The sequence below is a fragment of the Serratia sp. TSA_198.1 genome (assembly GCF_052686505.1).
The window spans coordinates 504,346-516,824 of sequence record NZ_JBQZFP010000003.1 but is presented as its reverse complement, the minus strand read 5'-3'; the positions used below and the strand labels follow the sequence as shown (position 1 = coordinate 516,824).

General features: G+C 56.8%; 13 protein-coding genes. 10 read left to right on the top strand and 3 right to left on the bottom strand.

The genetic code is table 11. The features are described 5' to 3' along the window. Positions 1-2 precede the first annotated feature (2 nt). The 9 genes from hflK to ACUTSW_RS17000 all read left to right on the top strand — a co-directional run bounded on the left by hflK (position 3) and on the right by ACUTSW_RS17000 (position 10,169). A complete protein-coding gene (gene hflK / locus ACUTSW_RS17040; protein WP_004952710.1) occupies positions 3-1,262 on the top strand; it encodes an FtsH protease activity modulator HflK in 1,260 nt (419 codons plus the stop codon). 3 nt (positions 1,263-1,265) lie between these two features. After that, positions 1,266-2,273, top strand: coding sequence for a protease modulator HflC (gene hflC / locus ACUTSW_RS17035; protein ID WP_004952713.1), 1,008 nt, complete (start codon positions 1,266-1,268; stop codon positions 2,271-2,273). Positions 2,274-2,336: 63 nt separating this feature from the next. Beyond that, positions 2,337-2,537 carry a DUF2065 domain-containing protein gene (locus ACUTSW_RS17030; protein ID WP_020438320.1) on the top strand — a complete coding sequence of 67 codons (201 nt, stop codon included), beginning with the start codon at positions 2,337-2,339 and terminating at the stop codon, positions 2,535-2,537. Between the two features lie 97 nt (positions 2,538-2,634). Next, a complete protein-coding gene (locus ACUTSW_RS17025) occupies positions 2,635-3,933 on the top strand; it encodes an adenylosuccinate synthase (RefSeq protein ID WP_063202799.1) in 1,299 nt (432 codons plus the stop codon). Between the two features lie 233 nt (positions 3,934-4,166). Further along, positions 4,167-4,592 carry a nitric oxide-sensing transcriptional repressor NsrR gene (gene nsrR, locus ACUTSW_RS17020; RefSeq protein WP_004952720.1) on the top strand — a complete coding sequence of 142 codons (426 nt, stop codon included), beginning with the start codon at positions 4,167-4,169 and terminating at the stop codon, positions 4,590-4,592. Between the two features lie 59 nt (positions 4,593-4,651). Continuing rightward, positions 4,652-7,147: a ribonuclease R gene (gene rnr, locus ACUTSW_RS17015; RefSeq protein ID WP_445584938.1), complete on the top strand. Its 2,496-nt coding sequence runs from the start codon at positions 4,652-4,654 to the stop codon at positions 7,145-7,147. A 59-nt stretch (positions 7,148-7,206) separates the two neighbouring features. Continuing rightward, entirely contained in the window at positions 7,207-7,938 is a 732-nt protein-coding gene (gene rlmB, locus ACUTSW_RS17010; RefSeq protein ID WP_004952724.1) for a 23S rRNA (guanosine(2251)-2'-O)-methyltransferase RlmB, read from the top strand. Between the two features lie 116 nt (positions 7,939-8,054). Further along, positions 8,055-9,683, top strand: a complete 1,629-nt coding sequence (locus ACUTSW_RS17005) for an isovaleryl-CoA dehydrogenase (RefSeq protein WP_445584937.1) — start codon at positions 8,055-8,057, stop codon at positions 9,681-9,683. 87 nt (positions 9,684-9,770) lie between these two features. Beyond that, positions 9,771-10,169, top strand: a complete 399-nt coding sequence (locus ACUTSW_RS17000) for a DUF350 domain-containing protein (RefSeq protein ID WP_434462228.1) — start codon at positions 9,771-9,773, stop codon at positions 10,167-10,169. Here ACUTSW_RS17000 and ACUTSW_RS16995 read toward each other — a convergent pair. Together ACUTSW_RS16995 and bsmA are read right to left on the bottom strand one after the other, a co-directional pair. After that, complete coding sequence (locus ACUTSW_RS16995; RefSeq protein ID WP_063202782.1) at positions 10,166-10,441, bottom strand: YdgH/BhsA/McbA family protein; 276 nt, start codon at positions 10,439-10,441, stop codon at positions 10,166-10,168. The two genes, ACUTSW_RS17000 and ACUTSW_RS16995, sit on opposite strands and share 4 nt — an antisense overlap. A 111-nt stretch (positions 10,442-10,552) precedes the next feature. Then, a complete protein-coding gene (gene bsmA / locus ACUTSW_RS16990; RefSeq protein ID WP_062869285.1) occupies positions 10,553-10,861 on the bottom strand; it encodes a biofilm peroxide resistance protein BsmA in 309 nt (102 codons plus the stop codon). A 126-nt stretch (positions 10,862-10,987) separates the two neighbouring features. Between bsmA and yjfP the strand changes: the two genes are divergently transcribed. Beyond that, positions 10,988-11,740, top strand: a complete 753-nt coding sequence (gene yjfP, locus ACUTSW_RS16985; protein ID WP_063202786.1) for an esterase — start codon at positions 10,988-10,990, stop codon at positions 11,738-11,740. A 111-nt stretch (positions 11,741-11,851) separates the two neighbouring features. Here yjfP and ACUTSW_RS16980 read toward each other — a convergent pair whose 3' ends face one another. Then, positions 11,852-12,118, bottom strand: coding sequence for a YdgH/BhsA/McbA family protein (locus tag ACUTSW_RS16980; protein ID WP_004952740.1), 267 nt, complete (start codon positions 12,116-12,118; stop codon positions 11,852-11,854). Positions 12,119-12,479 lie beyond the last annotated feature (361 nt).

The following is a 12,479-nucleotide window of genomic DNA, read 5'->3' as shown; positions in this document are numbered from 1 at the left end:
ACATGGCGTGGAATCAGCCCGGTAATAACGGACAGGACCGCGACCCGTGGGGGAGCAGCAATAATAATGGCGGCAACTCTGGCGGTAACAATAAAGGCGGTCGCGAGCAAGGACCTCCTGATTTGGACGATATCTTCCGCAAGCTGAGCAAAAAACTGAGCGGCTTGGGCGGGGGCAAAGGTTCCAACAGCAATAACGGTGGCGGCACCGGTACCTCAGGTCCGGGTTTCAGCAGCCGTATTATCGGCATTGCTGCGGTTGCGGTGGTGGTGATTTGGGCCGCCAGCGGCTTCTACACCATCAAAGAAGCCGAACGCGGCGTAGTCACCCGTTTTGGCAAGTTCAGCCACCTGGTGCAACCGGGTCTGAACTGGAAACCGACCTTCATCGACGAAGTTCGTCCGGTCAACGTGGAGTCCGTGCGTGAACTGGCGGCTTCCGGCGTGATGCTGACTTCCGATGAGAACGTGGTGCGCGTGGAAATGAACGTGCAGTACCGCGTGACCAACCCGGAAGCGTATCTGTTCAGCGTGACCAGTGCCGACGACAGCTTAAGCCAGGCCACCGACAGTGCCCTGCGTGGCGTTATCGGCAAGTACACCATGGACAAGATCCTGACCGAAGGCCGTACTATCGTACGTAGCGATACCCAACGCGTACTGGAAGAGACCATTCGTCCGTACAACATGGGGATCACGCTGCTGGACGTCAACTTCCAGGCAGCCCGTCCGCCGGAAGAGGTGAAAGCCGCATTTGACGATGCGATTGCCGCGCGTGAGAACGAGCAGCAGTACATCCGTGAGGCAGAAGCTTACGCCAACGAAGTTCAGCCACGTGCTAACGGCCAGGCGCAGCGTCTGTTGGAAGATGCCAAGGCGTATAAAGATCGTACCGTCCTGGAAGCTCAGGGTGAGGTAGCGCGCTTTGCCAAACTGTTGCCGGAATACAAGTCCGCACCGGAAATTACCCGTGAGCGTCTGTATATCGAAACCATGGAAAAAGTCCTGAGCCATACCCGCAAGGTGCTGGTCAACGACAAAGGCAACAATCTGATGGTGTTACCGCTTGAGCAAATGCTGCGTGGCCCGGCCGGCACGGCGGGTGAAGGCAATAAAGACACCAGCCTGATTCGTCTCAACCCCGCTCCGTCCGCCAGCAGCGGCGCCAGCTCGAACAGCCAGCGTAGCAATAGCGGCTCGGTCATGGACCAACGCCGGGCGAATGCGCAGCGTGACGACACCACTCGCGTAGGGAGAGAATAATCAATGCGTAAGTCTTTTATAGTTATCGTCCTTGCGGTGCTGGTGGCGCTGTACGCTTCTCTGTTCGTGGTGCAGGAAGGCCAGCGCGGCATCGTACTGCGTTTCGGCAAGGTACTGCGTGACAGCGACAACAAACCGCTGGTGTATGCGCCGGGTCTGCACTTCAAGATCCCGTTTATCGAATCAGTGAAAACGCTGGACGCGCGTATCCAGACCATGGACAACCAGGCTGACCGCTTCGTAACCAGCGAGAAGAAAGACCTGATCGTCGATTCTTACCTGAAATGGCGTATCAGCGATTTCAGCCGTTACTATCTGGCAACCGGCGGCGGTGACGTTTCACAAGCCGAAGTGTTGTTGAAACGTAAATTCAGTGACCGTCTGCGTTCCGAGATTGGTCGTCTGGATGTGAAAGACATCGTGACCGACTCGCGCGGCAAGCTGATGTCTGACGTACGTGACGCGCTGAACACCGGTACCGTCGGTGATGGCGAAGAAGTGGTGACTACTGAAGCTGATGATGCCATTGCTTCCGCGGCGGCTCGCGTTGAGAAGGAAACCACCGGCAATCTGCCGAAGGTTAACCCGAACAGCATGGCTGCACTGGGTATTGAAGTGATCGACGTGCGTATCAAGCAGATCAACCTGCCGGCGGAAGTGTCTGACGCAATCTACCAGCGTATGCGCGCCGAGCGTGAAGCGGTAGCTCGTCGTCACCGTTCACAAGGCCAGGAAGAAGCTGAGAAGCTGCGCGCAACGGCGGACTACGAAGTGACCCGTACGTTGGCGGAAGCCGAGCGTACGGCGCGTATCACCCGTGGTGATGGCGATGCCGAAGCGGCCAAACTGTTTGCTGCCGCATTCAGCCAGGATCCGGACTTCTATGCCTTTATCCGTAGCCTGCGTGCTTATGAAACCAGTTTCAGCAGCAACAACCAGGACGTGATGGTACTGAGCCCGGACAGCGATTTCTTCCGCTACATGAAGTCGCCTGATTCCACGCGTAAGTAACAGCGACAGGTAAATTATTGGGGGCCCGTTTAATCGCGGGCCCTTTCTTTTTTGGGGTGAGGCATGAATTCAACGATTTGGCTGGCGCTTGGGCTGGTGTTGGTGCTGGAAGGGCTGGGGCCAATGCTGTTTCCACAGGCCTGGCGTAAAATGATACTGGCGATGACCCAGTTGCCTGACGCTACGCTGCGGCGATTTGGCGGTGGAATAGTGGTTGCGGGCTGCGTGATCTACTACATGTTGCGTAGCCGCGCGGGGGTTTAAAGTTTAGTCTAAAAAAGACGCAATCGTGTGCTGAAAGTGCTGAAAATCGAAAATTACGGTGGTAGAATCCATTTTTAAGCAACCGGTGATTTTGAAAATGGGTAAGAACGTCGTCGTACTGGGCACCCAATGGGGTGACGAAGGTAAGGGCAAGGTCGTAGACCTGCTGACTGAACGGGCTCAATATGTTGTGCGCTACCAAGGTGGCCATAACGCTGGCCACACTCTGGTTATTAACGGTGAGAAAACCGTCCTTCATTTAATTCCTTCAGGCATTCTGCGTGATAACGTGACCAGCATCATCGGCAACGGTGTAGTTCTGGCGCCAGACGCATTGATGAAAGAAATGGGTGAACTTGAAGCGCGCGGCATCCCGGTACGCGAACGTCTGTTACTGTCCGAAGCCTGCCCGCTGATCCTGCCTTATCACGTTGCGCTGGATAACGCGCGTGAGAAAGCGCGCGGTGCGAAAGCTATCGGCACCACCGGTCGCGGTATCGGTCCGGCTTACGAAGATAAAGTTGCCCGCCGCGGTCTGCGCGTTGGCGATCTGTTCAATAAAGAAACCTTCGCCGTTAAGCTGAAAGAAATCATCGATTACCATAACTTCCAGCTGGTTAACTACTACAAAGTCGAAGCCGTCGATTACCAGGCGACTCTGGATTACGTGCTGTCCATCGCCGATATCCTGACTGCAATGGTTGTTGATGTTTCCGAACTACTGGACGGCGCGCGCAAGCGTGGCGATCTGATCATGTTCGAAGGCGCTCAGGGTACCCTGCTGGATATCGACCACGGTACTTATCCGTATGTAACCTCTTCCAATACCACTGCTGGCGGCGTTGCTACCGGTTCAGGTATTGGTCCGCGTTACGTGGATTACGTGCTGGGCATCGTTAAAGCCTACTCTACCCGTGTAGGTGCAGGCCCGTTCCCGACCGAACTGTTCGACGAAACCGGTGAATACCTGTGCAAACAAGGTAACGAGTTCGGTGCCACCACAGGCCGTCGTCGTCGTACCGGTTGGCTGGACGCCGTAGCGGTTCGCCGCGCAGTGCAGATCAACTCCCTGTCCGGCTTCTGCCTGACCAAGCTGGACGTGCTGGACGGCCTGAAAGAAGTGAAGATCTGCGTGGGTTACCGCATGCCTGACGGCCGCGAAATGGACACCACGCCGCTGGCTGCAGAAGGTTGGGAAGGCATTGAGCCAATCTACGAAAGCCTGCCTGGCTGGAGCGATACCACTTTTGGCGTGAAAGAACACAGCAAACTGCCACAGGCGGCGCTGGACTACATCAAGCGTATTGAAGAATTGACTGGCGTACCGGTAGACATTATCTCTACTGGCCCAGATCGTAGCGAGACCATGATCCTGCGCGACCCGTTCGACGCATAATCCGGCTTTGCTACACCAAAACAAACCGGGCATGTCCCGGTTTGTTTTTATCATTATTCTCCCCGATTGCGGTTTCACGTCAAAAAATCCTTTCTTTAACCCGCTCCAGAGCCTGAGATACGCTAAATAATTAGCGGCGAACTCTCCGGCTGGTTTATTATCCAATAAGTAATCTTTTGAATAATGCCGAAAATCGGCTTGTCAGACGGGTAGAAAGAGACCCAGAGGTAGATGTGCAGTTAACAAGTTTTACTGATTACGGCCTGCGGGCGTTGATCTACATGGCCTCGCTGCCACCGGACAAAATGACCAGCATTTCGGAAGTTACCGAAGTCTATGGCGTGTCCCGTAACCATATGGTGAAGATCATCAATCAGTTAAGCCGGGTTGGGTTTGTGACCGCAGTGCGCGGAAAGAACGGTGGCATCCGTTTGGGCAAACCGGCCGAAACCATTCGCCTCGGCGACGTGGTAAGAGCGCTGGAGCCGCTCTCGTTGGTTAACTGCAACAGTGATTTTTGCCACATAACCCCTGCCTGCCGCCTGAAGCAGGTGCTGCACCAGGGCGTACAGAATTTCCTTGAAGAGCTGGATAGCCACACGCTGGCCGATATGGTCGAAGACAATCCACCCCTCTACAAGCTATTGCTTGTCGAATAAAGCGTCGCTGAGAAGACAAGGCTCAGCGGCACCCTGCTGATGACAACGGAGGAACCGCAATGTCACAAGATCCATTCCTGGAACGAGAAGCAGAAAAATATGAGTCCCCAATCCCGAGCCGTGAATTCATTCTGGCCCATCTGGCGAAAAGAGAAACGCCAGCCAGCCGCGAAGAGCTGGCCAAAGAGCTGGATTTAACCGGTGAAGAGGCGCTAGAAGCGTTACGTCGTCGTCTGCGCGCGATGGAGCGTGACGGTCAATTGATATTTACTCGCCGCCAGTGCTATGCGCTGCCGGAACGTCTGGATCTGCTGCGCGGTACCGTAATCGGTCATCGCGACGGTTTTGGTTTCCTGCGTATTGAAGGCAGCAAAGACGACCTGTATTTGTCGGCTGAGCAGATGAAAATGGCGATCCACGGCGATGTGGTGCTGGCGCAAGCGATGGCTGCCGACCGTAAGGGCCGCCGTGAAGCGCGTATCGTGCGCGTTTTGGTGCCGAAAACCAGTCAAATCGTCGGCCGCTTCTTTATGGACGCGGGTACCGGCTTTGTGGTGCCGGACGACAGCCGTCTCAGCTTTGATATCCTGATCCCCGCCGAGGCCGTCAGCGGTGCGCGCATGGGCTTTATGGTGGTGGTTGAACTGACTCAACGCCCGACCCGTCGCACCAAGGCGGTAGGCAAGATTGTTGAGATCCTCGGCGATAAAATGGGCACCAGCATGGCGGTGGACATCGCACTGCGTACCCATGAGATCCCGCATGTCTGGCCGCCGCAGGTGGAAAAACAGGTTGCCGATCTCAGCGAGCAGGTACCCGAGGCCGCCAAGAAAGGCCGTGTTGACCTGCGTCAGCTGCCGCTGGTAACCATCGACGGTGAAGACGCGCGCGATTTCGATGACGCCGTCTACTGCGAGAAAAAACGCGGCGGTGGCTGGCGCCTGTGGGTAGCCATCGCCGATGTCAGCTACTACGTGCGCCCGCGTACCGCGCTGGATGACGAAGCGCGCAACCGTGGCACCTCGGTGTACTTCCCGTCGGAGGTTATCCCGATGCTGCCGGAAGTACTTTCCAACGGCCTGTGCTCGTTGAACCCGCAGGTTGATCGTCTGTGTATGGTGTGTGAGATGACCATCTCCGCCCAGGGCCGCCTGTCGACGTCCAAATTCTATGAAGCGGTGATGAGCTCCCATGCCCGCTTAACCTACAATAAAGTCTGGCACATTCTGCAGGGCGATGAGGAGCTGCGTGAGCATTATCACCCGCTGGTCAAGCACCTGCAGGAACTGCACACCATGTACAAGGTGTTGGATCAGGCGCGCGCCGAACGTGGCGGCATCGCCTTCGAAACCGAAGAAGCCAAGTTTATCTTCAACGCCGAACGTCGTATTGAGCGCGTTGAGCCAACGGTACGCAACGACGCGCACAAGCTGATCGAAGAGTGCATGATCATGGCGAACGTCGCCGCTGCACGCTTTGTCGAGAAGCATAACGAGCCGGCACTGTTCCGCGTGCACGATCGCCCAAGCGACGATCACATTACTGCACTGCGCAGCGTGCTGGGTGAACTGAGCCTGACGCTGGGCGGCGGTAACAAACCGCAGCCGAAGGACTACGCCACCCTGATGGATGAAGTGGCCGAACGCCCTGACCGCGAAATGCTGCAAACCATGCTGCTGCGTTCGATGAAACAGGCGATCTACGATCCGGAAAACCGCGGGCACTTTGGCCTGGCGCTGGCCTCTTATGGCCACTTTACCTCGCCAATTCGCCGCTATCCGGACCTGGCGCTGCACCGCGCGATCAAATATCTGCTGGCTAAAGAGCACGGTCAGCCGAAAGAGCGCTGGACGCCGACCGGCGGCTGGCACAGCGAGTTTGAAGAAATGCTGCAGCTCGGCGAACACTGCTCGATGACCGAACGCCGCGCTGATGAAGCGACGCGTAACGTTGCCGACTGGCTGAAATGCGACTTTATGCAGGATCACGTCGGTGAAGTGTTTAGCGGCATTATCGCCAGCGTAACCGGCTTCGGCTTCTTCGTGCGCCTGAACGATCTGTTTATCGACGGTCTGGTGCACGTCTCAACGCTGGATAACGATTATTATCGTTACGATAATATCGGCCAGCGCCTGATCGGCGAATCCTCGGGCATGGTTTATCGCTTGGGTGATACGGTGGAGATCCGCGTTGAAGCGGTGCATATGGACGAGCGCAAGATTGATTTTGCCCTGGTCTCCAGCACCCGCAAACCGCGCGGCGAAGGTAAAACCGAACGCGATCGCGCCAAGAACGGCGGCCAACGCACCTTGCGTGACGGTGCCGGTGCAGGCCGCGCCCCGGCATCGCAGCGCAATAAGCGACGTGGTGGCAAGCCACCGGCCAACTTTGAGCCGGACAGCGCCTTCCGCAAAAAAGACGACGCCAAACCGGCTGACCAGGTGAAGAAAGACAAAAAGGCGAAAGCCAAGAAAGCGTCTGACAAAACCCGGAAAATAGCGGCGGCCACCAAGGCCAAGCGCGCCGGCAAGAAGAAAGGTGCTGAGCAGGCTTAACCTGCCGCACGTCATTATCACCGGCAGGCATTTGCCAGCCGCACAGTAAAAAGAGCATCATGAGCGAAATTATTTACGGCATCCATGCCGTCAAAGCCCTGTTAGATAACGATCCGCAGCGCTTCCTGGAAGTGTTTATTCTGAAAGGGCGCGACGATCGCCGGCTGCAACCGCTGATCGCCGAGCTGGAAGCGACCGGCATTGTTATCCAGGTGGCGAACCGTCAGTGGCTGGATGAGAAAGTCGAGGGCGCAGTACATCAGGGCATCATCGCCCGGGTGCGCGAAGGGCGTCAGTATCAGGAAAACGATTTGCCTGGCCTGCTCGAAGGCATAGACACGCCATTCCTGCTGGTGCTGGACGGCGTGACCGACCCGCACAACCTCGGCGCCTGCCTGCGCAGCGCGGATGCGGCCGGCGTGCATGCGGTTATCGTCCCGCGAGATCGTTCCGCCCAGTTGAACGCGACCGCCAAGAAAGTGGCCTGCGGCGCGGCGGAAAATGTTCCGCTGATCCGCGTTACCAACCTGGCGCGTACCCTGCGTTTGCTGCAGGAAATGAACGTCTGGGTCGTCGGCACCGCCGGCGAAGCCGACCATACGCTGTTCCAGAGCAAAATGACCGGCCCGATGGCGTTGGTGATGGGGGCTGAAGGCGAAGGCATGCGCCGCCTGACCCGCGAACACTGCGATGAGCTGATCAGCATCCCGATGGCGGGGACGGTTTCGTCTCTGAACGTCTCTGTCGCCACCGGCATCTGTTTGTTCGAAGCGGTGCGCCAGCGCAGCTGATTTATCTACGGGGGCGCTTGCGCCTCCGTCAATTTCCCACCTTGTGATCCCACCTCCGGCAAAAATCCCCCTTGTGACCATAATTACTCCTGAAGCCTTTATCAGGGAGCAAGCCGATGGTCTGGACAACGCATACCGTTTTCAATCAACCCAAGCCGCTGGGCAACAGCAATCTGTTCCTGTCTGATACGTCGCTGCATGAGGCGGTACAGCGCGAGCAGGCTGGCTGGGACACCGACGTACTGGCCTCGCTGGGCCAACAGCTGGGCACCCAGGAATCGCTGGAACTGGGGCGACTCGCCAACGCCAATCCCCCTGAACTGCTGCGCTATGATGCCACCGGGCAGCGCCTGGACGACGTTCGTTTCCATCCCGCCTGGCATATTTTGATGCAGGGGCTGATCGCCAACCGAGTGCATAACCTGCCGTGGCAGGAGGATGCCCGTATCGGTGCGTTCGTAGCGCGTGCCGCGCGCTTTGTGCTGCATGCACAAGTGGAAGCCGGCACTTTATGCCCAGTGACGATGACCTTTGGCGCTATTCCTCTGCTGCGACGCTTGCTGCCGTCAGAATTTCAATCCTGGCTGTCGCCGCTACTTTCCGATCGCTACGATGCGCATTTGTCCCCGGGTGGGCAAAAGCGTGGTTTGCTGATTGGTATGGGAATGACTGAAAAGCAGGGAGGATCCGACGTGCTGAGCAATACCACCACCGCCACCCCGTTAACGGCTCGCGGTTCTGGGGAAGCGTACCGGTTGGTGGGGCACAAATGGTTCTTCTCGGTGCCGCAAAGTGATGCGCATCTGGTGCTGGCGCAGACCGAAGGCGGCCTGTCCTGCTTCTTCCTGCCGCGTATTTTGCCCGACGGTACGCGCAATGCGATACGGCTGGAACGGCTGAAAGATAAGCTGGGCAACCGTTCCAACGCCAGCAGCGAGGTGGAGTTCCAGGATGCCACTGCCTGGCTGCTGGGTGAGGAAGGGGATGGTGTGCGGCATATCCTTAAAATGGGGGGGCTGACGCGCTTTGACTGCGCGCTGGGCAGCCACGGCTTGATGCGTCGCGCGTTATCGGTAGCCTTGTACCATACCCTGCAGCGGCAGGCATTTGGCAAGACGCTTATCGAACACCCGATGATGCGTCAGGTATTGGGACGTATGGCGTTGCGGCTGGAAGGGCAGACGGCGGCGCTGATGCGCCTGGCTCGGGCTTATGACAGCGCCGACGATCCTCTTGAGCAGGTATTGTGTCGGGTGCTGACTCCGGCGGCGAAGTTTGAGGTCTGCCGACAAGGGATCCCTTTTGTGGGAGAGGCCATGGAGGCGCTGGGGGGCCTGGGTTACTGCGAAGAGAGCGAACTGCCGCGACTCTATCGTGAAATGCCGGTGAACAGCATCTGGGAAGGTTCCGGCAACATTATGTGCCTGGACGTGATGCGAGCCTGGGGAAGATTACCGGCAGTACAGGAAGCGCTGGAGCGTGAATTTGGTGAGGTGAAGGGACAGAATCGACATTTTGACCTCCAGTGGCGACGCCTGAGCCAACTGATGCGTAAACCCCATGAAGAACAGGGGCGGGCGGTCACCAGCACGTTATTCAATTTGTTCGTGGCGGCACAGCTTCTGCGCTACAGTTCACCACCGTTGGCGGAAGCCTGGTGTCAAATGACGCTCGACGCCCGTGGCGAACGGATACTGCCCGATCGGTTGTGCGATATGCTGTTTGCCAGAGCGATGGGCGGCTAGGGAAAACAGTGGCGTCGCAACAGAAAAAGCTTTTTAATTCAGCATTTGGCCCGTAAGGGATACTGACCTCTGACCAGGAAACATGACATGGATATTCTCAGCGCGTTGGCGGCATTCGCCTCTTACTTCTTCAGTGGCTTTGCCATGGTTCTGGTGTTCTTGTTTGTTTATACCCGTATTACGCCGCATGACGAATGGGCATTGATCAAGGCGGACAACCCGTCAGCCGCCTTCGGGTTCGTCGGTGCCTGCCTGGGGTATGTGATCCCGCTGGCCAGCGCAGCGATCAACTCGGTCAGCCTGCTGGACTACCTGCTGTGGGGCGTAGTGGCGCTGGTGGTGCAACTGTTGCTGTTCGCGGCGGTGAAAATCTACATGCCACGCATCAGCGACAAGATTGAGTCCAATCACCTGGCCGCCGGGATTTTCCTGGGGGGCGTTTCGATCAGCGGCGGCGTGTTAAATGCGGCTTGCATGAGTTATTAAAGATAAAAAATCGCCGAGGCGCGCCAGCCGGGCTGATGCGCCTGTTCCTCCATCTGCAGAATTCGGTAATAGCTTGCCCCATGCTCGTCAGCCTTGCGGGCAATGACCTGTTCGACGTCCTGAGGCGAGCCTGAAAGATTATTCAGGGTGATTTGCGCAATTTCACTGAGCGGTGTCACACGGTCCGCGGGCGCCAGTTCGGCAGACTGGGCGCTGACAGTGAGCAACCCCACGGAGAGCAGGAGGGCGGTGAGTGCGGCGGAGCGTTTCATGGCGTTCCCCTTCGTCGAACGACCGCAGATTGCGGCAGGTTGACCGCCAGTGTGCAATATCCAACTTCAGTCTGTGCAAAGCCATTGTAAATATGGTTAAAACGCCTCAGCTTACCGATACAGGATCGCCTGCGAATACCATTGGCCGGGAACGACAGTTTCGCTGTTCATGATGATCATGTAATAGCGTGCGCCGCTGGCGTTGGCCTTCCTGTTGATCTCCGCTTCCACATCCATCGGGCTGCCGTAAACCAGGGCGCTGGTGGTGCCTATCTTCACCAACTCAGAAGTTTGCGCTCGGGTGATCTCCTGCGCCCGATCGGTAGGCGGCGGCGGGGCTTTTGGTGTTGTGGTCATTATGCCGCAGGCGGAAAGCGATGCAGCCAGCGTCAGGAGCAGCAGCAGGCGGGAAAGTTTCATGGATACCTCGAGGAAACCGCTATCATGGCTTCAGTGTAACCCAATATAAAGTGGAACAGATTGAGCTAATGCTTTTAGCTCAAGTTTGCCATTATGAAGGCAACAGGTACGCAGAGGGAAAAACGGATGATTGAAATACATGACGAACGGGTGGGCGAGGTTGCGGTGATCCATGCTGTGCCGGCGGGGCAGTATCATCAGCCGCTGCCGACGGTGTTTTTCTACCATGGTTACACCTCGTCGAAAGAAGTGTACGCCTACTTTGCCTATGCGTTGGCCAGGGCGGGTTTTCGCGTGGTGCTGCCGGATGCCGATCTGCACGGCGAGCGCTTTGACGGTGATGAACAGCGGCGCTTGGCCAGCTTTTGGGAGATCCTCAAACGCAATATCGACGAACTGCCGGCGCTCAAAGCGCAGTTTGAGCAGCGTGGCCTGATTGCCGACGGGCGGATCGGCGTGGCCGGTGCCTCAATGGGCGGCATGACCACCTTGGGCTGTTTTGCGCGCTATCCGTGGATTAACGCAGCTGCCAGCCTGATGGGGAGCGGTTATTACACCTCGTTGGCCCAGACGCTGTTTCCGCCGTTGGATGAGCAGGGCAACCTTTTGACTGCCGCCGGTTTTGCGGCGCGCATTGCCGTTCTGGCGGATTACGGTCTGGAGTATCAGTTGGAAAAGGTTACCGATCGCCCGCTGCTGCTGTGGCACGGTGAGGCGGACGATGTGGTACCGGCGGCGGAAAGCCTGCGGTTGGCTACCGAACTGCGCCAGAGCGGTTGGGATCGCCAGTTGACGTTTATTAGCGAACCGGGCGTCAAGCACCGTATTACGCCGTTGGCATTGTCCGCGACCGCAGACTTTTTCCGCCGCGAGCTGTAAAAAAAGCCCCCTGAATAATAGGGGGCCAGGTATTACCATTCAGCGAGAGCGTCGCCTGTTCTCATTTGCCGCTTGTTGGCGCGGCTTCGTTCCCTGGTGCTGCATTTTCGCTTAGCGGTACAGCTCGGCGCTGACGTGAATGGTGCTGTTGCTGTCCGGCTCATGCAGGGCAATGATGCGGTAGGCGGTGGCACCCCGCTGGTCGGCTATTTTGCTCACCTGGCTGGTGGCGTCATCCGGCGATACCACGTTCTGGTTTAGAGTGACGAAACCGACGCTCTGGCGCTGGTCGGCCTCATGCGAAGTGATTTCGGTGGCGGCCATGACGTTGGCGGAAAACAGTAAAGCAATGGCGGTGGCGATGGTAATGCGTTTCATATTTGCCTCTCTTAACCGTTTGCTTCAACGGCCTGACAGCGGGTGCCAGTGCAGCAAAAAGTTATTTATATACATTGAATAACTTCAAATCTTTTTCGTCGCGCTGTCTGCGGCGGATAAGTACAATTTTAGACCTTCCGGCCGGATTAAAAAGTGTGTGGTTTTGATAGCCTCTTTCAAAAAAAATGAATAAAATTTACGCGTAGATGATGATTTTATTGAAAGATTTTTGGAACTGATGGATCTGCATACATAGGTTCCGCAGAGAGCAAATCGTGCTATTTTTGAATTGGCCTCGCATTACCGATAATAAACCTCACGCTGTCCTTGAGTTTTTCACCCCCCGCAAGTATGATTACGC

Bases quoted from the DNA above. Each gene is read 5' to 3' on its own strand.
- hflK (WP_004952710.1), top strand. From the start codon at position 3: ATGGCGTGGAATCAGCCCGGTAATAACGGACAGGACCGCGACCCGTGG.
- hflC (WP_004952713.1), top strand. From the start codon at position 1,266: ATGCGTAAGTCTTTTATAGTTATCGTCCTTGCGGTGCTGGTGGCGCTG.
- ACUTSW_RS17030 (WP_020438320.1), top strand. From the start codon at position 2,337: ATGAATTCAACGATTTGGCTGGCGCTTGGGCTGGTGTTGGTGCTGGAA.
- ACUTSW_RS17025 (WP_063202799.1), top strand. From the start codon at position 2,635: ATGGGTAAGAACGTCGTCGTACTGGGCACCCAATGGGGTGACGAAGGT.
- rnr (WP_445584938.1), top strand. From the start codon at position 4,652: ATGTCACAAGATCCATTCCTGGAACGAGAAGCAGAAAAATATGAGTCC.
- rlmB (WP_004952724.1), top strand. From the start codon at position 7,207: ATGAGCGAAATTATTTACGGCATCCATGCCGTCAAAGCCCTGTTAGAT.
- ACUTSW_RS17005 (WP_445584937.1), top strand. From the start codon at position 8,055: ATGGTCTGGACAACGCATACCGTTTTCAATCAACCCAAGCCGCTGGGC.
- ACUTSW_RS17000 (WP_434462228.1), top strand. From the start codon at position 9,771: ATGGATATTCTCAGCGCGTTGGCGGCATTCGCCTCTTACTTCTTCAGT.
- ACUTSW_RS16995 (WP_063202782.1), bottom strand. From the start codon at position 10,441: ATGAAACGCTCCGCCGCACTCACCGCCCTCCTGCTCTCCGTGGGGTTG.
- bsmA (WP_062869285.1), bottom strand. From the start codon at position 10,861: ATGAAACTTTCCCGCCTGCTGCTGCTCCTGACGCTGGCTGCATCGCTT.
- yjfP (WP_063202786.1), top strand. From the start codon at position 10,988: ATGATTGAAATACATGACGAACGGGTGGGCGAGGTTGCGGTGATCCAT.
- ACUTSW_RS16980 (WP_004952740.1), bottom strand. From the start codon at position 12,118: ATGAAACGCATTACCATCGCCACCGCCATTGCTTTACTGTTTTCCGCC.